15 protein-coding genes are annotated in these 20,832 nt (G+C 71.8%); 7 read left to right on the top strand and 8 right to left on the bottom strand.

The window, feature by feature from the left end:
* Window positions 1-4: 4 nt before the first annotated feature.
* From ACN9M0_RS11955 to alc, 3 genes are all read left to right on the top strand, one after another.
* Window positions 5-964 (top strand): DMT family transporter, encoded by a 960-nt coding sequence (locus tag ACN9M0_RS11955; protein WP_426403567.1) that lies wholly within the window; start codon window positions 5-7, stop codon window positions 962-964.
* Window positions 965-1,003: 39 nt separating this feature from the next.
* The gene (locus ACN9M0_RS11950; protein WP_366035742.1) at window positions 1,004-1,936 is read left to right on the top strand and encodes a LysR family transcriptional regulator; all 933 of its coding nucleotides are present in this window, start codon (window positions 1,004-1,006) and stop codon (window positions 1,934-1,936) included.
* 65 nt (window positions 1,937-2,001) lie between these two features.
* Window positions 2,002-3,129 (top strand): allantoicase, encoded by a 1,128-nt coding sequence (gene alc / locus ACN9M0_RS11945; RefSeq protein WP_366035743.1) that lies wholly within the window; start codon window positions 2,002-2,004, stop codon window positions 3,127-3,129.
* Window positions 3,130-3,347: 218 nt separating this feature from the next.
* On the opposite strand, the gene pepN (ACN9M0_RS11940) is transcribed toward alc, so the two are convergent.
* The 5 genes from pepN (ACN9M0_RS11940) to ACN9M0_RS11920 form a co-directional block, all read right to left on the bottom strand.
* The gene (pepN, locus tag ACN9M0_RS11940; RefSeq protein WP_366035744.1) at window positions 3,348-5,921 is read right to left on the bottom strand and encodes an aminopeptidase N; all 2,574 of its coding nucleotides are present in this window, start codon (window positions 5,919-5,921) and stop codon (window positions 3,348-3,350) included.
* A gap of 52 nt (window positions 5,922-5,973) precedes the next feature.
* A complete protein-coding gene (locus tag ACN9M0_RS11935) occupies window positions 5,974-7,158 on the bottom strand; it encodes a TerD family protein (RefSeq protein ID WP_366035745.1) in 1,185 nt (394 codons plus the stop codon).
* Window positions 7,159-7,244: 86 nt separating this feature from the next.
* On the bottom strand, window positions 7,245-8,261 hold the full coding sequence (locus ACN9M0_RS11930; protein WP_366035746.1) for an aspartate-semialdehyde dehydrogenase: 1,017 nt from the start codon (window positions 8,259-8,261) through the stop codon (window positions 7,245-7,247).
* A 157-nt stretch (window positions 8,262-8,418) separates the two neighbouring features.
* Window positions 8,419-11,739, bottom strand: coding sequence for a S8 family serine peptidase (locus ACN9M0_RS11925; RefSeq protein ID WP_426403566.1), 3,321 nt, complete (start codon window positions 11,737-11,739; stop codon window positions 8,419-8,421).
* A 194-nt stretch (window positions 11,740-11,933) separates the two neighbouring features.
* On the bottom strand, window positions 11,934-12,476 hold the full coding sequence (locus tag ACN9M0_RS11920; protein ID WP_366035748.1) for a CGNR zinc finger domain-containing protein: 543 nt from the start codon (window positions 12,474-12,476) through the stop codon (window positions 11,934-11,936).
* Between the two features lie 141 nt (window positions 12,477-12,617).
* On the opposite strand from ACN9M0_RS11920, the gene ACN9M0_RS11915 reads away from it, so the two are divergent.
* From ACN9M0_RS11915 to ACN9M0_RS11905, 3 genes are all read left to right on the top strand, one after another.
* Window positions 12,618-13,472 (top strand): pyridoxamine 5'-phosphate oxidase family protein, encoded by an 855-nt coding sequence (locus tag ACN9M0_RS11915; RefSeq protein WP_426403565.1) that lies wholly within the window; start codon window positions 12,618-12,620, stop codon window positions 13,470-13,472.
* A 133-nt stretch (window positions 13,473-13,605) separates the two neighbouring features.
* Window positions 13,606-14,073: an NUDIX hydrolase gene (locus ACN9M0_RS11910; protein ID WP_426403564.1), complete on the top strand. Its 468-nt coding sequence runs from the start codon at window positions 13,606-13,608 to the stop codon at window positions 14,071-14,073.
* A gap of 106 nt (window positions 14,074-14,179) precedes the next feature.
* Window positions 14,180-15,337, top strand: coding sequence for a serine hydrolase domain-containing protein (locus ACN9M0_RS11905; RefSeq protein ID WP_366035751.1), 1,158 nt, complete (start codon window positions 14,180-14,182; stop codon window positions 15,335-15,337).
* Window positions 15,338-15,341: 4 nt separating this feature from the next.
* Here the strand turns inward: ACN9M0_RS11905 and ACN9M0_RS11900 are convergent, their stop codons facing one another.
* Window positions 15,342-16,346 carry a hypothetical protein gene (locus ACN9M0_RS11900; protein WP_366035752.1) on the bottom strand — a complete coding sequence of 335 codons (1,005 nt, stop codon included), beginning with the start codon at window positions 16,344-16,346 and terminating at the stop codon, window positions 15,342-15,344.
* A 276-nt stretch (window positions 16,347-16,622) separates the two neighbouring features.
* Window positions 16,623-19,172 carry an aminopeptidase N gene (gene pepN / locus ACN9M0_RS11895; RefSeq protein WP_366035753.1) on the bottom strand — a complete coding sequence of 850 codons (2,550 nt, stop codon included), beginning with the start codon at window positions 19,170-19,172 and terminating at the stop codon, window positions 16,623-16,625.
* A 159-nt stretch (window positions 19,173-19,331) separates the two neighbouring features.
* On the opposite strand from pepN (ACN9M0_RS11895), the gene ACN9M0_RS11890 reads away from it, so the two are divergent.
* Window positions 19,332-19,967 carry a DsbA family protein gene (locus ACN9M0_RS11890; RefSeq protein ID WP_426403563.1) on the top strand — a complete coding sequence of 212 codons (636 nt, stop codon included), beginning with the start codon at window positions 19,332-19,334 and terminating at the stop codon, window positions 19,965-19,967.
* Between the two features lie 105 nt (window positions 19,968-20,072).
* On the opposite strand, the gene ACN9M0_RS11885 is transcribed toward ACN9M0_RS11890, so the two are convergent.
* Window positions 20,073-20,717: a superoxide dismutase gene (locus tag ACN9M0_RS11885; RefSeq protein ID WP_366035755.1), complete on the bottom strand. Its 645-nt coding sequence runs from the start codon at window positions 20,715-20,717 to the stop codon at window positions 20,073-20,075.
* Window positions 20,718-20,832: the final 115 nt, after the last annotated feature.

Here is a 20,832-nt window from a genome sequence, read left to right as displayed (position 1 = left end):
GGGCATGAGCCTCGACACCGCACGCAACCCGACCGCATCGACCGCCACCGACACCCCGACCGCCACCGACACCGCAGTCACCGAGAGGCCGGCACCCGCCAAGGGCGCCGGCCTCGGCGTTCTCCTCGCGCTCCTCGCCACCGTCGTCTGGTCCGGCAGCTTCGTCGTCGCCCGCGCCCTCCACGACACCGTCCCGCCGGTCCAGGCCGCCTTCTGGCGCTGGATCGTCGCCCTCGTCGCCGTCGCCCCGCTCGCCGCCCGCGAGACCTGGCGGCAGCGGCACCTGATCCGCCGCCACCTCCGCTTCCTCGCCCTCGCCTCCCTGCTGGGCATCACCGTCTACAACACCCTGGTCAACCAGGCCGGGACCGCCACCTCCGCCGGCAACATGGGCATGATCATGGCCGCGTCCCCGGTCCTCATGGCCCTCTTCGCCCGCCTCGGCGGCAACCGCCTCGGCCCGCGCCGCACCACCGGCATGCTCATCGCCTGCGCCGGCGTCCTGCTCCTCGTCAGCAAGGGCTCGCTCACCCCCGACTTCGCCACCGGCGACCTCTGGGTCATGGCCGCCGCCGTCTGCTTCGCCTCCTACAGCGCCCTCCTCAAGCGCCGCCCCGCCGAACTCGGCGGCCTGGTCTTCCTCTTCACCACCTTCCTGCTCGGCGCGCTGATGCTCGCCCCGGCGTTCGCCGTCAGCGTCGCCGTCCAGGGCGGCTTCGAGCCCACCACCGGCACCGTCGGCCCCCTCGTCTACGTCGGCGTGCTCTCCTCCGCCGTCGCCTTCTTCGCCTGGGACAAGGCCGTCACCCTGATCGGCGCGGCCCGCTCGGGGATCGTCTACTACCTCCAGCCCGTCTGCGTCGCCCTCCTCTCGTACGCCCTCCTCGGCGAACAACCGGGCCTCATCGGCGGCGCGAGCATGGTCCTCATCCTCGGCGGCGTGGCGCTGAGCTCCGCGCGGTAGCCGAGGCCCGGTGGAACGAGGCCCGATATGTTGCGCCCCATGACCGAGTGGGACATCAAGAAGCTCCAGATCCTCCGTACCCTCCGCGACCGCGGCACCGTCACCGCGACCGCGGAGGCGCTGCTCATGACCCCCTCGGCCGTCTCGCAGCAGCTCACCAACCTCGCCAAGCAGCTCGGGGTGCGGCTCCTGGAGGCCCAGGGGCGCCGGGTCCGGCTCACCGACGCAGCCCATCTGGTGCTGCGCCACGCGGAGGTGGTCTTCGCCCAGCTGGAACGCGCCGACGCCGAACTCGACGGGTATCTGCGGGGCGAGGCCGGACAGGTGCGGGTGGCGGCCTTCTCGACGTCCGTGCCCGGGCTCCTCGTGCCCGCCGTACGGCAGCTGCGGACCGCCCACCCCGGGCTCGACGTCCGGATCCGGGAGGCCGAGGCGGCGGAGGCGTACGAGCTGCTCACGGCCGGCGAGGTCGACCTCGCGCTCTCGCTCGCCGCCCACGCGCCCTCCGCGCGCGACCCCAAGTTCAGCCGGGTGCCGCTGCTCGCCGACCCCCTCGACGTCGCCCTGCCCGCCGGCCACCCGCTCGCCGACGCGCCCGGCCTGCGTCTCGCCGACCTCGCCGCCGAGCCCTGGATCTTCGGCGGCTCGGGACCCTGGTCCGAGATCACCATCGCCGCCTGCGAGGCCGCGGGCTTCGTGCCCGAGCAGGCCCACAGCGCCTCCGGCTGGACCGCGATCCTCGCCATGGTCGAGGCCGGGATGGGCATCGCGCTCGTCCCCCGGATGGCCTCCGCGGACCGGCGGGGCGGCACCGGGGTCGTCATGCGGGTCCTCTCCGCCGACCAGCCGCGCCGCCATGTCGTCGCGGCCGTACGGAGCGGGGCGGAGGAGGGCCCGGCGGTGGCCCGGGTGCTCGCCGCGCTCCGGCAGGCGGCGGCGGCCCGCGCGACCGCCCACGAAACCATTCAGTAGAACTGAACGGCATCGTCGAAAACATTCGATGGACCGGTCGGGTCCCCGGGGCGCACAGTCGAGGCATGACCTTCGAGACGAGCCAGGACCAGGACCCGCACGCCAACGACGCCGCGCCCTACGCCGGCGGGGACCCCTACGCCGACTACCGCACCGGTGACTTCCCCTTCACCGAGCTCGTCGACCTCGCCGACCGCCGTCTCGGCGCCGGGGTCGTCGCCGCCAACGACGAGTTCTTCGCCGAGCGCGAGAACCTCCTCGTCCGCGAGCGCGCCGTCTTCGACCCGGAGCACTTCGGTCACAAGGGCAAGATCATGGACGGCTGGGAGACCCGCCGCCGCCGCGGCGCCGACGCCGAGAACGTCTTCCCCGCCCCCGAGGACCACGACTGGGCGATCGTCCGCCTCGGCGCCCCCGGCGTGATCCGCGGCATCGTCGTCGACACCGCCCACTTCCGCGGCAACTACCCGCAGAAGGTGAGCATCCAGGCCACCGCCGTCGAGGGGTCGCCCAGCCCCGCCGAGCTGCTCGACGCGAAGTGGGAGGAGCTCGTCCCGCCGACCCCCGTCCGCGGTCACGCGGCCAACGGCTTCACCATCGACGCCGAGCGCCGCTTCACCCACGTACGGCTCTGCCAGCACCCCGACGGCGGCGTCGCCCGGCTCCGCGTCCACGGCGAGGTCGTGCCCGACCCCGAGTGGCTGGAGCTCCTCGGCACCCTCGACCTGATCGCCGTGCTCAACGGCGGCTCGTACGAGGACGCCTCGGACAAGTTCTACTCCTCGCCGACCCAGATCATCCTGCCCGGCACCTCCCGCAAGATGGACGACGGCTGGGAGAACCGCCGCCGCCGCGTCCGCGACACCAACGACTGGGTGCGCTTCCGGCTCGTCGCCCAGGGCGTCGTCCGCGCCGTCGAGATCGACACCGCGTACCTCAAGGGCAACTCCGCCGGCTGGATCGCGCTCCAGGGCCGCAACGGCGAGAACGGCGAGTGGTTCGAGATCATCCCGCGCACCCGCCTCCAGCCCGACACCCTGCACCGCTTCAAGCTGCCCGCGCAGGCCGTCGTCACCCACGTCCGGCTCGACGCCTTCCCCGACGGCGGCGTCGCCCGCATGCGGCTCCACGGCGCGCTGACGGAGCAGGGCGCGGCCGACCTCCGCGCCCGGTACGCCCGCCTGGGCGGCTGACACACGTCCGCCCGGCGGCGCGGCCGCGCGCCGACGCCCGCCCGCCGGGCGGATTCCAAGCACGGCCGGCCGGGCGGGTTCCAAGCACCGCCCGCCGGCCGGATTCCGAGCACCGCCCACCGGGCGGACTCCCGGCGCCGCCCACCGGGCGGACTCCAAGCACGGCGAAGGGGCGCCTCCACGGGGGAGGGCGCCCCTTCGTCGTACTGCCTACCGGCCTACTTCGCGGCCGCGTCCACCGCCTGCGCCTTCAGGGCGCGCTCGACGCCCGCCCGCGACTCCGTCACCATGCGCCGCAGCGCCGGCACCGGGGAGTTCGCGGCGATCCACGCGTCCGTCGCGTCCAGGGTCTCCTGCGAGACCTGGAGCGTCGGGTAGAGGCCGACCACGATCTGCTGGACGATCTCGTGGCTGCGGGTCTCCGAGACGCGCTTGATCGACGCGAAGTACTTCGCGGTGTACGGGGCGAGCAGCTCGCGCTGGTCGGCCTGGACGAAGCCGCCGATGACCGCCTCCTGCACGGCGTTCGCCAGCTTGTCGTCCTCGACGACCGAGGCCCAGGCCTCCGCCTTCGCCGCTTCCGTCGGACGGGCCGCGCGCGCGGTCGCCGCGTGCCGCTCGCCCGCCGCGGTGCGGTCGCGCTCCAGCTCGGCGGCGATCTCCGCCTCGTCGAAGCGGCCGGTGGCCGCGAGGCGCTGCACGAACGCCCAGCGCAGCTCGGTGTCGACGGCCAGGCCCTCGACGACCTCGGAGCCGGCGAGCAGCCCCGCGAGCACGTCGAGCTCCGCGTCCGTCCGGGCGGTCGCCGCGAACGCCCGCGCCCACGCCAGCTGGTGGTCGCTGCCGCCCTCGGCGGCGCGCAGCTGCTCCTGGGCGAAGGTGCCCCAGCGCGCCAGACCGGTCGCGCGCCACTCCGGCGCCGCGTACAGGTCGAGAGCGGCCTTCACCTGGCCCTGGAGCGACTGGACCACGCCGATGTCGGACTCCTTGGCGATGCCCGAGAGCACCAGGTCCAGGTAGTCGCGGGTGGCCAGCTCGCCGTCGCGGGTCATGTCCCAGGCCGAGGCCCAGCACAGGGCGCGCGGCAGGGACTCGGCGAAGTCGCCGAGGTGCGCGGTGACGTTCTGCAGGGACACCTCGTCGAGGCGGACCTTCGCGTACGACAGGTCGTCGTCGTTGAGGAGGACGACCGCCGGGCGGGCCTTGCCCACCAGCTGCTGCACGGCGGTCAGCTCGGCCGCCGCGATGTCCAGCTCCAGGCGGTCGGTGCGGACCAGCTTGCCGGCCGCGTCCAGGTCGTAGAAGCCGATCGCGATCCGGTGCGGGCGCAGCACGGCCTCGCCCTTGGCGCCGGCGGGCAGTGCCGGGGCCTCCTGGCGGACGGCGAAGGCGGTGATGGCGCCGTTCTCGTCGGTCTCGATCTCCGGGCGGAGGATGTTGATGCCGGCCGTCTCCAGCCACGCCTTCGACCAGGTCTTCAGGTCGCGTCCGGAGGTCTCCTCCAGGGCGCCGAGGAGGTCGGACAGGCGGGTGTTCCCGAAGGCGTGCGCCTGGAAGTACGCCTGGACGCCCTTGAAGAACTCGTCCTGGCCGACGTACGCCACGAGCTGCTTCAGGACCGAGGCGCCCTTGGCGTACGTGATGCCGTCGAAGTTGACGAGCACGTCCTCCAGGTCGTTGATCTCGGCCATGATCGGGTGCGTCGACGGCAGCTGGTCCTGGCGGTAGGCCCAGGTCTTCTCCGCGTTGGCGAAGGTCGTCCAGGCGTTGGGCCAGCGGGTGCCCGTCACCGAGGCCTGGCAGGCGACCGAGGTGTAGGTGGCGAACGACTCGTTCAGCCACAGGTCGTTCCACCACTCCATGGTGACGAGGTCGCCGAACCACATGTGGGCGAGCTCGTGGAGGATGGTCTCGGCGCGCCGCTCGTACGCCGCGTCCGTCACCTTCGAGCGGAAGACGTACTGGTCGCGGATGGTGACCGCGCCCGCGTTCTCCATCGCGCCCGCGTTGAACTCCGGCACGAACAGCTGGTCGTACTTGGCGAACGGGTAGTCGTACGCGAACTTCTCCTGGAACCAGTCGAAGCCCTGGCGGGTCACGTCGAAGATGTGGTCCGCGTCCAGGAACTCGGCCAGCGAGGGACGGCAGTAGATGCCCAGCGGGACGACCTGTCCGTCCTTCTCGTACGTCGAGTGCACCGAGTGGTACGGGCCGACGATGAGGGCCGTGATGTACGTGGAGATGCGCGGGGTCGGCTCGAAGACCCACACGTCGTTCTCGGGCTTGGGCGTCGGCGAGTTGGAGATCACCGACCAGCCGCTCGGCGCCTTCACGGTGAACTGGAAGGTCGCCTTCAGGTCGGGCTGCTCGAACGAGGCGAAGACCCGCCGCGCGTCCGGCACCTCGAACTGGGTGTACAGGTAGGCCTGGTCGTCGACCGGGTCGACGAAGCGGTGCAGGCCCTCACCCGTGTTGGTGTACGCGCAGTCGGCGACGACCTTCAGCTCGTTGCGGCCCGCGGCCAGGCGGTCGAGCGCGATCCGCGAGTCGCGGAAGACGGCGGCGACGTCGAGCGCGCGGCCGTTCAGGACGACCTCGTGGACGGCGGGGGCGACGAGGTCGATGAAGGTCTCGGCGCCGTCCTCGGCGGAATCGAAGCGGACGGTGGTGACGGACCGGTAGGTGCCGCCCTCCTGCGCACCGGTGAGGTCGAGTTCGACCTCGTACGCGTCCACGGTCAGCAGCGCCGCCCGCTGCTGAGCCTCTTCACGGGTCAGGTTTGTGCCAGGCACCCGGTCAACTCCTCGGTTTCGTGACGTTTGGGCCATCCTTCCACGGGCCGGCTCAGCGGCGCACGGAACATTTCCACGGTCCGTCACCACTGATCCGCAGCAGCCCGGGCCCGGACACCGGGGCGCTCGCCCGGACCTCCCCGATCTCGTTGACCAGCAGGTCCTGCTCCTCGTCGTCGTAGAGCGGGTCGAGCGGCGGGGTGTGCTGGTGGACCGTGAAGTTCGACTCCCCGTGGTGCGCGAAGTCGAGCACCCCGGCCGGCCCCTCGTAGATCACCAGATCGTGCGCGAGGCCCTCGACATGGCTGTCGAACCGGCGCGCGTGGGAGAGCGGCAGCACCCGCAGCGTCCAGGGCGTGTCCGCCTCCACCCGCAGGGTCAGCGGGCGGGCGCGGGGGACCAGGGCGACGGTACGCGCGCGTACGTCGTCCTCGTACGCCGTGAGCAGGTAGTCCTCGGCCCGCCCGTACGCGTCGCAGGCCTCGATCGTGGTGGACAGCGAGTGGTACGACTCGATCTCCAGGAGCACCCAGTGCCCCGCCGGCAGACCCGGCTCGCAGTGCACCGTCTCCTTGCCGCGCCCCTGGTACACGGAGGGCCGGAACTCGCCGCCGTACGGGTCGGCCACCGGCACGGGCGGGGCTGCGGGCGCCGGGGGCGGGGGCGGCGGGACGTAGCCGGGACCCGGGATCGGCGGCGGCGGGGACTCCACGACGATGCCGAACCCCGTCGCGAGCCCGGCGAGCCCCGAGGCGTACCCCTGGCCGGCGGCGCGGAACCGCCAGCCGCCGTCCCGCCGGTAGAACTCCCCGAGGACGAAGGCCGTCTCCGTCGTCGCGTCGCCGATCGCGCGGTACGCCACCGGGTTCCCGGCCCCGTCCGTGACCCGCACCTCAAGCCCCGGCACCTGCCCGAGGGCGCCCCCGTCGGCGGAGGCGGCGATCACCAGACGCCCCACGTCCGGCTCCGCGCGTGCGAGGTCCACCCACAGCCAGTCCGCGGCCGGACTGCCGGGCGCGCCCGGGGCCGACCTCCCCAGGTGCCGGACCGTCCCCGAGGGATGCTCGGCGTGGTTGTAGAACACCAGATCGGCGTCGCCCCGCACCCGCTCCCCGGCCCCGAGGAGCAGGGCCGACACGTCCACGTCGGGCACCCCGTGCCCGGTGCGCCAGCTGACCGCGACATGAAGGGCCTGCGAGGGCACCGGGACGTCGGCCCCCTTGGGTATCTGGGTCATGGGGGAACTCTGGCACGGGCGGGCACGCCGGAGGGGCGGCTCCCCGCAACGGGAAGCCGCCCCGCCGGTCGGGGGCCCGACCGGCGTCAGCCCTTGAGCTCGGCCGCGACGAGCTCCGCGATCTGGACGGCGTTCAGCGCCGCGCCCTTGCGCAGGTTGTCGTTGGAGAGGAACAGCGCGAGGCCGTTCTCGACGGTCTCGTCCACGCGGATGCGGCCCACGTACGAGGCGTCCTTGCCGGCCGCCTGGAGCGGGGTCGGGATCTCGGAGAGCTCGACGCCCTCGGCGTCCTTGAGGAGCTCGTAGGCGCGCTCGACGCTGATCGGACGCTCGAAGCGGACGTTGACCTGGAGCGAGTGGCCGGAGAAGACCGGGACGCGCACGCAGGTGCCGGAGACCTTGAGCTCCGGGATCTCCAGGATCTTGCGGGACTCGTTGCGGAGCTTCTGCTCCTCGTCGGTCTCGAAGGAGCCGTCGTCGACGATCGAACCGGCCAGCGGGACCACGTTGAAGGCGATCGGGCGCTTGTAGACGGCGGGCTCGGGGAACTCGACGGCTTCGCCGTCGAAGGCCAGCTGGTCGGCGGTCTCGGCCACGGCACACGCCTGCGTGCGCAGCTCCGCGACACCGGCCACGCCCGAGCCGGAGACGGCCTGGTAGGTGGTGGCGATCAGCGCGGTGAGTCCGGCCTCCTGGTGGAGCGGCTTGAGGACCGGCATGGCGGCCATCGTGGTGCAGTTCGGGTTGGCGATGATGCCCTTGGGGCGGTCCTTGATCGCGTGCGGGTTGACCTCGGAGACCACCAGCGGGACCTCGGGGTCGCGGCGCCAGGCGGAGGAGTTGTCGATCACGACGGCACCCTGGGAGGCGACCTTCTCGGCGAGGGCCTTGGAGGTGGCGCCGCCGGCGGAGAAGAGCACGATGTCCAGGCCGGTGTAGTCGGCGGTGGAGGCGTCCTCGACCGTGACGCCGTCGACGACGGTGCCGGCGGAACGGGCGGAGGCGAAGAGCCGCAGCTCGTCGACCGGGAAGTCGCGCTCCGCGAGGATCTTGCGCATGACCGTGCCGACCTGACCGGTGGCTCCGACGATTCCGACCTTCACGGGGACTCCTCCGTACGTATGTGCAGGGTGTTGCCGGTCCATGATGCGTATGTCCCGGGTCGCCTTGTCCAATCCATTGTCCACAGGTCGGGACGAGTGTCGGGACGCGAAAGGGGCGGGCGCCGGTTCCGGCACCCGCCCCTTCACGCACGTGGTGCTACGGGGTGACCGCGCCGATCAGGACGCTGCCGGTGCCCGCGACGGTGCCGCGCGCGTTGAGCAGCTGGACCTCGCCGAAGAACTGACGTCCCTCGGGAGCCGCGCCCGCGACGACGACCTCGGCCGCCACCGGGGCGGTGGCGCCGTTGGCCAGCGTGACCGGCTTCGACTCGTCGACCTTCACGGTGCCGAGCGTGGACGAGTAGTACACGTCCTTGTAGTCGTACGTGGTGCCGCCCGCGGCCTGGACCGAGTAGCCGTCGATGACGACGGTGTACGTGCCCGCGGCCGGCTTCAGGAGCGAGACGGACTCGTCCGAGTCGCCGTCCGCCGACTGGCCGACGGTCGCGCCGTTCAGCGTGACCGTGAGGTCGAGGTCGGCGGCCTTGTCGGAGGTGTTGCCGATGGCGATGTCGAGCCGCTCCACGCCCTCACCGATGGTGACGGTCTTCGTCTGCTGCTCGTGGTGCTGGATGGTCGGCGTCTCGCTCTTCTGCGAGCCGAGCGAGCCGCCCTTGAGGGTGCCCGCGATGCCCGCGAAGCGGTTGGTGACCTGCCACTGGACGGCGGCCGGGGTGCCGACCTTCGCCTCGGCGACCGTCTGGACGGCCGGGTCGAAGTCGGCGCCGAGGGCGGTGACGTTCAGGGTGTACGGGTTGTCCAGGTCCGGCGACGTGCGGCGGGACTCGACCTCGATCTCCCAGACGCCGGGCGTCGGGTTCGCGTAGGACCGCAGGTCCGGGCGGCAGGTGTTGGCCGGGTTGTAGTGCGGGTAGCACTGCGTGGTGGCGCTGTCCTCGATGCCCACGCCGTACGGGTGGATCGAGATGAAGCGGGTCTGGCTGTTCTCCTTCAGACCACCGAGCGCGACCTCCAGCGTCTTGGCGCCCTCGGGCACGGTGACGAAGTAGGACTTGCTGCTGTTGCGCTGCACCGAGCCGGTGGCGGAGAAGCCGTAGCCCGGGGCGACCAGGTCGTTCGCGACGATCGAGGTGGCGAGGATCTGCTTGTCGACGCCCTCGGTGAACAGGTCGTCGGCCTCCAGGATGACGCTGTGCGCACCGGCGGTGGCGGCGCGGGCCTGGAGCTTGACGGTGACCGGCTTGTTGAGCGGCAGCGCGACGAAGTCCTCGCCGAGGATGCGGAAGGTGCCGTCGTTGTACTTCAGGCTCAGCTCGTGCCAGACCGGCCGGTTCGGGCCGCTCGTGCGCGTGATGGTGACGTCGTAGACCTTCTTCTGGCCGACCTTGAGGCCGCCCTCGCGGTCGTACACACCGGTGCCGGTGTGCGGGGCCGGGAAGATCACGGTGTCGACCGGGGCCTCGACCTTGTAGTCGTGGGCGGTGGCACCGTCCTTGATCGACTCCCAGGCCTCCTCGATGTCCATGAGGCCAGAGCCCTGCTCGTGCGCGGCGACACCGGGGATGCGCTTCGCGGTCGAGGTCAGCGCGGTCCGCAGGGTGAGCGGGGAGAGCGCGATGCCCTTCTGCTTCGCGGCCGAGATCAGCAGCGCGCTCGCGCCCGTCGCCTGCGGCGAGGACATCGAGGTGCCGTTGAGCATGCCGTAGCCGGCGGGCAGGGTGTAGCCCGACTCGGCGACGCCGGCGCCCGGCAGCCAGGTCGGGATGGAGTTCACGGCCGAGCCGGGGGCGGTGATGGTCGGGGTGAAGCCGCCGTCCTCACGCGGGCCGCGCGAGGAGAAGGGGAACATGGCGTACTTCTTCTCGACGGCCGAGCCGTAGTTGGCGGCCCAGGTCGTCTGGGAGACGGCCGCGCCGACCGAGATGACCTTGTCGGCCAGGCCGGGGTCGCCGATCGTGTTGATGCCGGGGCCCTCGTTGCCGGCCGAGATGACCAGCTGGACGCCGTACTGGTCGATCAGGCGGGTGTAGAGGCGCGAGCGGACGTTGTCGCCGTCGTTCTGCTGCGGCAGGCCGCCGATCGACATGTTGACGATGTCGACGCCGCGGTTGACGACGAGGTCCGTCATGCCCTCGGTGAGGGCGGTGTTGGTGCAGCCGCCGGACCAGGTGCACGCGCGCGCGGAGACGATCTTCGCGCCGGGGGCGGCGCCGCTCATCTTCCCGCCGAAGAGGCCGTTGGCGGCGGTGATGCCGGCGACGTGGGTGCCGTGCGCGGACTCGACGAGACCGATGTTGACGAAGTCGGCCTTCTTGCCGACGTAGTCGTCGCCCCAGGCGTCGAGCGCGACGTCCTTGCGGATCTCGACGACGAACGGGGTGCGCTCGGCGACGTCGGTGGCCGGGTTGTCGGTACCGAAGTAGCCGACCTGGTTGCCGTCCTTGTACGGCTTCATCGGCGCGTTGTCCGTGAAGTCGTTGTTCTGGTCGGTGTCCACGCGGACGGTTCCGGCGGCCGGGTCGTACAGCATGCCGAAGATGTCGGTGGTGTCACCGTCCCGGTTGATGTCGCCCTTCGGGTCGCCGCCGGCGGTGAAGCGCTCCTGGAAGCGGCTGAACTGGTACGAGCCCTCCGGGGCCTTCCAGCTCTGCGCGGAGGCGGTGAAGACCGGGCCGGCGACCGGGGTGATCTGGGCGCGCCAGGTGTTGTCGCCCTCGGTGATCGGGTCGGTGGCGGTGACCCAGTCGACGATCTTGCGCTCGCCGGTGGTGGTCTTCTGCAGGGCCGGGTGGCCGAGGTCGACACCCGAGTCCAGGATGCCGATGGTCACGCCGCGGCCGTCGGCCTTCGGGTGCTCCTTGACGAAGTCGACCGCGCCCGTCTCGTACGAGGGGTTGTACGGGTTCTTCGCCGGGGTGTCCTTGCCCGGGGCCGGGTACGTCGTCGTGACGGTGGTGCCGGAGACGGCACCCGTCGCGGCGCCCGCGTCCGGCGTCGGGTCGTCCAGCGCGATCTCCGCCTGGAGGTCGACGGACTGGACGGAGGAGAGCTGGGTGGCGGCCTTGATGGCGGCCGCGGCCTTGGCGGTCGGCAGGGTCGCGCGGACGTAGCCGAGCGCGTCCTGCTGCTTGCCGACGGAGGCGCCGGCGACGGCGTCGAGCTGGTCCGCGACCTGCTCGGTGGCGCCGGGGGCGGTGGCGACGAGGACGGTGACGTTCTTCTCGCCGCTCGCCTGGGCCTCGGTGAGCCGCTGGGCGTCGATGGCGCCGAGCTTGTCGGCGGGGTTCGAGGACTTGACCGGGGGCGTGGTCGCCGGGGCTTCGGTGGCGAGCACGGGCGCGGCACCGGTCGCGACGAGCGCGGCGACGAGTCCGGCGGCGGCCGCGATGCGGGCCGCGCGTCTGTGCCCGTGCGTCGAGCTTCCGGGTATGGAGCTCAGAGTGTCGGGGGTGGTCATTTACATCCCTGTTTGTGAAAGGACGGTGTCCGGAATCTGATGCCGGATGACCGCTCAGCCTTTCGCAAGTGACAGGGGTTTGGGGAGAGTTGTCAGGGGCCGGATTGCCGCCGCGGCATAAACCCGCCAGCGCGATGGATGCGCCACGCGGGACGAACCCGACCGAACAAGGACGAGTTGCCGTGGTCTACGGCTCAACTCTCCTTCGTGCGGGCGTAGTGGCGGGAGGCCTTGGCCCGGTTGCCGCAGACGGCCATCGAGCACCAGCGGCGGGTGCCGTTCCGTGAGGTGTCGAAGAAGTGCAGGGTGCAGGCCTCGTGGGCGCAGGCCCGGATCCGGTCGGGTGCCGTGCGCAGCAGGTCGAGGTAGTCGCGGGCGGCCGTCCAGCCGGGGCCCTGGGCGGGATCCGTGAACTCGGCCTCCTCGCCGGGGCCTTCGGCGGTGAGCCTGGCCCGGATGCGGCCGTGGCCGAGGACGGCGTCGACGCGCGCGGTGGCGGCGGGATCACCGGGCCGGTCGACGAGCGCGCCGAGCGCGTCCCGGGCGGCGAGGGTGTGCCGCAGGGTGGTCGCGTCGGCGGCGAACCGCTGCTCCAGACCGTTGGCGGCGAGCCAGACGGCGAGACCGTCGACGTCCGTCAGCAGGTCCCGGCGGCCGCCCTCGTCGTTCCAGCGGGTGTTGAGCAGGTCCAGGGAGACGGGCTCGCCGGTGAGCGGCCGGGGGTCGATGACGGTCATGCGGGCGCCCTTCTCGATGAACTAACCCCTCAAGAGTACGTGAGTGGTTGACTCGCGCCGAGCTAACCCTTAAAGTCGTATTAGAAGGTTAGTCAGGGAGGGGTGTCCGCACCCGCCGACCCCGCACGCACGGAGGCCCCCGTGAACACCGCGTATCACCCCGGCTCCCTCGCCGTGCAGGAGCGCGAGGGCGTCCGGCAGCTCGCCGAACACGTCGGCCGCTCCATCACCGACGGCATCCGCCCCGTCGCCGCCGCCTTCCTGGAGGCCCAGCCCATGCTGATGATCGGCGCGGCGGATACCGGGGGCCGCGTCTGGGCCGAGCTGCTCACCGGCGCGCCCGGTTTCGTCCGGGCCACCGGCCCGCACACGATCTCCGTGGCCGCCGCCCTCCCCGAGGGCACGCCCGACGGCGCCCCCGTCGGCACCCTCGCCCTCGACCCCCGCACCCGCCGCCGCATGCGCCTCAACGGCACCGCCCGGACCAGCCGACGCGGCTTCACGATCGAGGCCGAACAGGTCTTCTCCAACTGCCCGAAGTACCTCCAGAGGCGGGACTGGTACGGCTCCGAGCCCGCCCGCCCCGGGGCCGGCGCCGCGCGGCACGGCGAGGCGCTCACCCCCGACCAGGTGCGCCGGATCCGGGCCGCCGACACCTTCTTCATCGCCACCTCCGCCCCCGACGGCGTCGACACCAGCCACCGCGGCGGCAACCCGGGCTTCGTCCGGGTCGACTCGCCCCGGGAGCTGAGCTGGCGCGACTACCCGGGCAACGCGATGTTCCTGACCCTGGGCAACCTGGAGTCCGACGGCCGCGCGGGACTGCTCTTCCTCGACTGGGAGACCGGGCTGACCCTCCGGCTCAGCGGCCTCGCGCACACCGAGTACGCCCCCGAGGGCCGCGTCACCCGCTTCCATGTCGAGCGCACGGTGGAGACCCCGTACGCCAGCCCCCTCCGCTGGTCACCCCCGGAATACTCCCCGTCCAACCCGTGACCGCACCCCCCGGTCTCCCCCGCCCCCCAAGGTCGTTTCTCGGCCTTCCCGCCCCCGCCTCGCCGCCGTCCGCCCCGCGACCGCACCCGTCCCGGGGCGGACGTATCCCGCGTCCTGGTTCTAACCTCTATCCATGCAGCAGGAGTTGAGGGTGGCGGCCTACGCCGTGTGCGTCCGGGATGACGAGATCCTCCTCGCCCGCTGGGTCGCCAAGGACGGCACCAAGCGGTGGACCCTGCCGGGCGGCGGCATGGACCACGGCGAGGATCCCGTACGGACCGTCGTCCGCGAGGTCGAGGAGGAGACCGGCTATCTGACCGCGCCCACCGCCCTCCTCGGCATCGACTCCATCCGGCGTTCCTGGCTCCGCCGGTTCGCCGGCCCCGGCGACTTCCAGGGCCTGCGGATCATCTACGAGGCCCAGGTCACCGGCGGTGCCCTGCGCAACGAGACCGGCGGCTCCACGGACCTCGCCGCCTGGCACCCCCTCGACGCCGTCCCCGGCCTGCCCCGCGTCGAACTCGTCGATGTCGGCCTCGACCTGTGGCGCGAACGCCCCCCGGTCGGCCGCTCCCGCCTCACCGACCCGGCGAACGGCTAGAAGCGGCCGAAAATCGCCCAACCACCAAGATCGCTCTCAACCCGCTCCCCGGATCCCGCGGTCCCCTCCCGTGACCGATCACGTCCGTACGTCAGGGGAGCCCCGCATGTCAGCCACACGCACCGCCCGTACCGTCCTCGCCGCCACCCTCGTCGCGGGCCTCGCCGCCACCGCCCTCGCCACCCCCGCCCTCGCGGCCTCCGCCGGGCCCGCGGCGCCCGTGAAGGCGGACCACGCGGCCACCCGGCAGGCGCTCCAGGCCGCCGTCGACGGCGGGGTCCCCGGCGCCGTCGCCCAGGCCCGCGACGGGCACGACCGCTGGACCGGCACCGCGGGCGAGCGCAAGGGCAACGACCGCTTCCGCGTCGGCTCCATCACCAAGACCTTCACCGCCACCGTCCTCCTCCAGCTCCAGTCGGAGGGCCGCATCGACCTCGACGACCCGGTCGAGAAGTGGCTCCCCGGCGTCGTCCGGGGCAACGGCCACGACGGCAGCGGGATCACCGTCCGTCAGCTGCTCAACCACACCAGCGGCATCTACAGCTACACCGAGGACCCCGCCTTCCAGGCCAAGGTCTTCGGCCCCGGCTTCCTGGAGCACCGCTACGACACCTGGACCCCTCAGCAGCTCGTCGACGTCGCCATGGCCCACGAGCCCGACTTCGCGCCCGGCACCTCCTGGAACTACTCCAACACCAACTTCGTCCTCGCCGGCATGGTGATAGAGAAGGTCACGGGGCGTCCGTACGGCAAGGCCGTCGAGAACCGGATCATCAAGCCGCTCAAGCTCCGCGCCACCACCGTCCCCGGGACCCGCTCGGCCATGCCGGAGCCCAGCAGCCCGGCGTACTCCAAGCTCTCCCGGGACGAGAACGCCCCCGTCCACGAGGTCTCCGACCTCAACCCGAGCATCGCGGGCGCGGCGGGCGAGATCATCTCCGACTCCCGCGACCTGCAGACCTTCTACTCGGCCCTGCTCAAGGGCCGGCTCCTCACGAAGGACGGTCTGAAGGAGATGACGACCACGGTCCAGATCTCCCCCGAGTACCCGAGCGTGGGCTATGGCCTCGGGCTCATGAAGCAGAAGCTGAGCTGTGGCGAGGAGATCTGGGGCCACGGAGGCGGCATCCACGGCTCCTCCTCCCTGGCCCAGGTGACCCGCGACGGCGAGCACTCCCTCGCCGGCAACTTCAACGCCGACTGGACGGGCGACAGCCAGAAGGTCATCGAGGCCGAGTTCTGCGGCACCGTCCCGAAGAAGTAGCTCCTCACCTCGGCAGGACGACGACGTACGCGGCGGGCTGCCGGTCCGGGGCGGCCATCAGGGCCGTACGGACCACGGTGGCCTGCTGGTCCATCGCCTCGCGCAGCTTGCGCGGGGTGAGGTGGACGACCGTGATGCCGAGCCGCTCCAGGTGCTCCCGCTTGCGGGTGTACTCGGTCCACAGCTCGTCGTCGTCCTGCCGGGGCGCCCGGGTGTCCAGCTCCACGGCGACCGCCTGGTCCGGCCAGTAGGCGTCCACCCCGCCCAGGTGCGGGCCGCCCGGCAGCCGCAGGTCCACGTTCCACAGCGGGTCCGGCAGCGCGAACTCCCGCACCATCTCGTAGAGCCGCTGCTCGGAGAGCGAGCGTCCCTCGGCGAGCAGCGAGTCCACCGCGTCCACCACGTGCGGCCGGGACAGCAGCCGGGCCCGGCTCAACTCCCGTACCACCGCGCCCGGTTCGCAGTGGCCGCCGCGCACGGCCTCGGTGAGCAGCCGGCGTACCGTCTCCGCGTCCGAGAGGCCCGACACCGCGTCGGCGACGGCGCGGGCGACCGGGGCGACGGGGACGCCCGTGAGCTCCAGCGGCTCCGGCGACTCGACGGCGCGCACCACCCGCACCCAGCCGGTCGAGCGCAGCCGCCGCGTGCGCGGCACCAGCAGGTCGATCCGGTCCAGGGCGGTGAGCGGGGGAGCGGAGGAGAAGCGGTGCAGGGTCAGAGCGGCGAGGCCGGTGATCATCGCCTCGGGCCCCTGCGGGGGCACGGCCCCGGTCCTGCGGGCGTAGAGCAGCGCGGCGTGCAGCCGGTCCTCGCTGGTGGGCGGCCCGGGCTGGAGCAGGAAGACGCCGGGCAGCAGCTGCTGCCAGCCGCCGGGCCGGCAGTGCGCGGCGACCTCGGCGGCCGGGATCCCCTGGGCCCTCAACTGGTCGGCGGACGCGAGGCGTTGCGCACGACCGGTGCGGGGGGAGAGGGGGAGGGGGCGGGGGGTGATGGGGGTGTTGTGGTTCATGTCGGGGGTCTTCCGCTCCCGAAGGCTGCCCTAACCTCTGTTACACGCTCGTCGACAATTGGGGACAAGCTCGCCCTAAAGTACGCACGTTCGAGTGCCGATGAGGGCGGACCCGTGGTGGGCATACGTTCCACAAGGGCGTGGGGTTCCCCCCGGACGGAGTCTGGGGGAGGGTGGGCCACACCACGACGGCGACTGCCGCTTCCTGCGCCCCGTCACCCAGAGGCCCTCGGGGAGCGGCGCCCCGTGAAGAGCACCGCCCCCAGGACCTACCGCCTACTGCGCCACGCGCGCGTCGCACGCCTGCGCGCGCAGTGCCCGCGCCAGGTCGTCCCGCGCCTCCAGGACGAGGCGCCGCAGCGCCGGCGCGGCCGACGCGTGCTCCGACAGCCAGGCGTCCGTCGAGGTCAGCGTCGCCTCGTCGTCCTGGAGCCCCGGGAACAGGCCCCGGACCACGTCGATGCCGATCTGGATCGACCGCTCGCCCCACAGCCGCTCGATCGCCGCGAAGTACTTCTCCGCGTACGGCGCGATCAGCTCGCGCTGCGAGGGCTGCACGAAGCCCGCGATGGTCGCCTCGACGAGCGCGTTCGACAGGGTGTCCGACTCGACGACCTGCGCCCAGGCCTGCGCCTTGACCGCCGCCGAGGGCCGCGAGGCAAGCAGGCGGGTCTGGTGGCGCTTGCCCGTCGCCGTGTCGTCCCGGGCGAGCTCCTCGTCGATCCGGGCCTCGTCCGCGCGGCCGTGCACGGCCAGCGGGGAGAGCAGCGCCCAGCGGAGCTCCTGGTCGACGTCGAGGCCGTCGATCTTCGCCGTGCCGTCGAGCAGCCCCTCCAGGAGCTGGAAGTCGGCGTCGGCGGAGGCGGTCGCCGCGAAGAACCGCGCCCAGGTCAGCTGGTGCTCGCTGCCCGGCTCGGCCACCCGCAGCTCACGCAGCCCGCCCTCGGCGAGCAGACGCCCGCCCTCCTCGCGCCACGCGGGCGACGCGTAGTGGGTGACGGCCGACTTCGTCCAGGCGTGCACCATCTGGAGGACGCCGATGTCGGTCTCGCGGCCCGCGAAGGCGAGCGCGACGGCGACGAAGTCCCGGGCGGGCATGAGCCCGTCGCGGGTCAGGTTCCACAGCGCCGACCAGCACAGGGCGCGGGCGAGCGGGTCGGTGATGTCGCCGAGGTGCGCCCGCAGGGTCGCGAGCGAGCCCTCGTCGAAGCGGATCTTGCAGTAGGTCAGGTCGTCGTCGTTGACGAGCACGAGGTCGGGCTTCTCCTCGCCCGTCAGCTCGGTGACGACGGTCCGGGCGCCGGTGATGTCGGCCTCGGCCCGCGCGTACCGCACGAGGTCCCCGCCGGAGATCCGGTAGAGGCCGACGGCCGCCCGGTGCGGACGGAGCTCGTCGCCCTCCTGGAGGACGGCGAGTTCGGTGATCCGGCCCTCGGCGTCGTAGGTGACGGCCGGGGTCAGGCTGTTCACGCCGGAGGTCTGCAGCCAGGACTTCGCCCAGGTCTTCATGTCACGCCCGGAGGTCTCCTCCAGGATCGCGAGGAGGTCGGCCAGGCGCGTGTTCCCGTAGGCGTGGCGCTTGAAGTAGCGGCGCGCGCCCTCCAGGAACGCGTCCCGGCCGGCGTACGCGACGAGCTGCTTCAGCACCGACGCGCCCTTGGCGTACGTGATGCCGTCGAAGTTGAGCTTGGCGTCCTCCAGGTCACGGATGTCGGCCGTGATCGGGTGCGTGGACGGCAGCTGGTCGGCGCGGTAGGCCCAGGACTTGCGGTTGTTGGCGAAGGTCACCCAGCTGTTGGTGAAGCGGGTGGCCTCGGCGTTCACGAAGGAGCCCATGAAGTCCGCGAAGGACTCCTTCAGCCACAGGTCGTCCCACCACACCATGGTGACCAGGTCGCCGAACCACATGTGCGCCATCTCGTGCAGGATGACGTTGGCGCGGCTCTCGTACGCGGCCTGGGTGACCTTGCCCCGGTAGATGTACTCCTCGCGGAAGGTCACCATGCCCGGGTTCTCCATCGCGCCGAGGTTGTACTCGGGGACGAAGGCCTGGTCGTACTTCCCGAAGGGGTACGGGTAGTCGAAGTTGTCGTGGAAGAAGTCGAAGCCCTGCTTGGTGATCAGGAAGACGTCGTCCGCGTCGAAGTGCTTCGCGAGCGACTTGCGGCACATCGCGCCGAGCGGGATCTCCAGGTCGCCACGCGCGTAGCTGTCGGTCACGTAGTGGTAGGGGCCCGCCACGACGCACGTGATGTACGTGGAGATCGGCGCCGTCTCGGCGAACCGCCACACGCCCTCGGCGTCCTGCTCCCCGGCGCCGTTCGACCAGACCGTCCAGCCCTCCGGCGCGGTCACCGCGAAGCGGTACGGGGCCTTGAGGTCGGGCTGCTCGAAGTTGGCGTAGACCCGGCGGGCGTCGGCCGGCTCGTACTGCGTGTAGAGGTAGACCTCGCCGTCCTCCGGGTCGACGAAGCGGTGCATGCCCTCGCCGGTCCGGCTGTAGGCGCACTGCGCGTCCACCACGAGCGTGTTCTCGTCGGCGAGGCCGTCGAGCGCGATCCGCGCGCCGTCGAAGACCACCGCCGGGTCGAGGGAGCGGCCGTTGAGCGTGACCGCGTTCACCGAGGGGGCGATCAGGTCGACGAACGTGCTCGTGCCCTCGCCGGTGCGACGGAACCGGATCGTCGTCTCCGAGCGGAAGGTGCGCACCGCCTCGGCGGACTCGCCGACCGCCGACCGCAGGTCGAGGACGACCTCGTACCCGTCGACGGACAGCAGCGCGGCCCGCTCATGGGCCTCGTCGCGGGACAGATTCTCACCGGGCACGGTCACTCCTTCGTGGCGCGTTCGAAACAGCACCGATCCTCCCACGCACTGCTGTCATGCGGCACACGGGAATGCCGACGCGCGGGAATGCGGCAGGGCGCCCGTGGTGTTCCCTCCTTTCGGCGCACCACCTACATCGCGGCCTTACCGAGGAGTGACATGTCCGAGACCAGGACCACCGCCGACTTCTACTTCGACCCGCTGTGCCCGTGGGCCTGGATGACCTCCCGCTGGATGCTGGAGGTGGAGCAGGTGCGCCCGGTCGACGTGCGCTGGAAGGTCATGAGCCTGGCCGTCCTCAACGAGGACAAGATCGACGAGGTCCCGGAGGAGTACCGGGAGATGCTGCGGACCACGGCGTGGGGCCCGGTGCGCGTGGTGACCGCCGCGAAGGAGCTGCACGGCGACGCGTACGTCGGCAAGCTCTACACGGCGCTCGGCACCCGCTTCCACAACAACGGCGAGGCCCCGACGAAGGAGGCGATCGCCGCCGCCCTGAAGGAGGTCGGTCTTCCCGAGGACCTCGTGGAGTACGCCGACAAGGACACGTACGACACCGAGCTGCGCGCCTCCCACACGGAGGGCATCGGGAAGGTCGGCCAGGACGTCGGCACCCCGGTCATCGCGGTGCCGGGCCCGACGGGCGATGAGGTCGCCTTCTTCGGCCCGGTCGTCACGCCGACCCCGCGCGGTGACGACGCGGCCCGGCTGTGGGACGGCACGCTGCTCGTGGCGTCGACGCCGGGCTTCTACGAGATCAAGCGCACCCGGACGGCGGCGCCCAGCTTCGAGTAGACATCACGGCAGACGGCCCCCGCGATCCATGTCATCGCGGGGGCCGTCCTCTTTTCCGCCTGCCCGGTGAAGGTTGAGAAGACGATCACGAGCAGGAGCCGGGGGTCAGAAGGAGATCAGCGGTACGGAGGCCTTGGCCGACCGGTAGCGCTTCTGCACGTCCTGCCAGTTGACGACCTGCCACATGGCCTCGATGAAGTCGACCTTCTGGTTCTTGTACTGCAGGTAGAAGGCGTGCTCCCAGGCGTCGAAGACCAGGATCGGGACCGAGCCCTGGCCGACGTTGCCCTGGTGGTCGTAGACCTGCTCGACGATGAGCCGGCCGCTGACCGGCTCGTACGCGAGGACGCCCCAGCCGGAACCCTGGGTGGTCGCGGAGGCCTTGGTCAGCTGGGCCCTGAACTTGGCGAAGGAGCCGAAGGACTCGGTGATCGCGTCCGCGAGCTCACCGACGCCGTCGGCGGCCAGCGGCTCGCCGCCGCCCCCGTCCTTCGGGCTGTTCATGTTGTTCCAGTAGATGGAGTGGAGGATGTGGCCGGAGAGGTGGAACGCGAGGTTCTTCTCCAGGCCGTTGACCGCGCCCCACTGGTCCTTGTCGCGTGCCTCCTCCAGCTGCTCCAGGGTGTCGTTCGCACCCTTGACGTACGCGGCGTGGTGCTTGTCGTGGTGCAGCTCGATGATCTGCGGATTGATCACCGGCTCCAGCGCCGCGTAGTCGTACGGCAGCTCCGGAAGTGTGTAGATCGCCATGTGCCCGAGCCCTTCGACGGCTTATTGCAACCTCTATGCAAGTGCAGGCTAACAGCAGATGCGGGAGAAGTTGATCAGCCCTTCGTCCTAGGTCCCGCGCCCCGCGCCCGCCCCC

Origin of the sequence: Streptomyces sp. R-07, assembly GCF_049913175.1 — a bacterium.
Lineage (GTDB): Bacteria > Actinomycetota > Actinomycetes > Streptomycetales > Streptomycetaceae > Streptomyces.
This window is presented reverse-complemented; position numbering and strand designations above follow the sequence as displayed.

Bases quoted from the DNA above. Each gene is read 5' to 3' on its own strand.
- ACN9M0_RS11955 (WP_426403567.1), top strand. From the start codon at position 5: ATGAGCCTCGACACCGCACGCAACCCGACCGCATCGACCGCCACCGAC.
- ACN9M0_RS11950 (WP_366035742.1), top strand. From the start codon at position 1,004: ATGACCGAGTGGGACATCAAGAAGCTCCAGATCCTCCGTACCCTCCGC.
- alc (WP_366035743.1), top strand. From the start codon at position 2,002: ATGACCTTCGAGACGAGCCAGGACCAGGACCCGCACGCCAACGACGCC.
- ACN9M0_RS11935 (WP_366035745.1), bottom strand. From the start codon at position 7,158: ATGACCCAGATACCCAAGGGGGCCGACGTCCCGGTGCCCTCGCAGGCC.
- ACN9M0_RS11925 (WP_426403566.1), bottom strand. From the start codon at position 11,739: ATGACCACCCCCGACACTCTGAGCTCCATACCCGGAAGCTCGACGCAC.
- ACN9M0_RS11920 (WP_366035748.1), bottom strand. From the start codon at position 12,476: ATGACCGTCATCGACCCCCGGCCGCTCACCGGCGAGCCCGTCTCCCTG.
- ACN9M0_RS11910 (WP_426403564.1), top strand. From the start codon at position 13,606: ATGCAGCAGGAGTTGAGGGTGGCGGCCTACGCCGTGTGCGTCCGGGAT.
- ACN9M0_RS11905 (WP_366035751.1), top strand. From the start codon at position 14,180: ATGTCAGCCACACGCACCGCCCGTACCGTCCTCGCCGCCACCCTCGTC.
- ACN9M0_RS11900 (WP_366035752.1), bottom strand. From the start codon at position 16,346: ATGAACCACAACACCCCCATCACCCCCCGCCCCCTCCCCCTCTCCCCC.
- ACN9M0_RS11890 (WP_426403563.1), top strand. From the start codon at position 19,332: ATGTCCGAGACCAGGACCACCGCCGACTTCTACTTCGACCCGCTGTGC.
- ACN9M0_RS11885 (WP_366035755.1), bottom strand. From the start codon at position 20,717: ATGGCGATCTACACACTTCCGGAGCTGCCGTACGACTACGCGGCGCTG.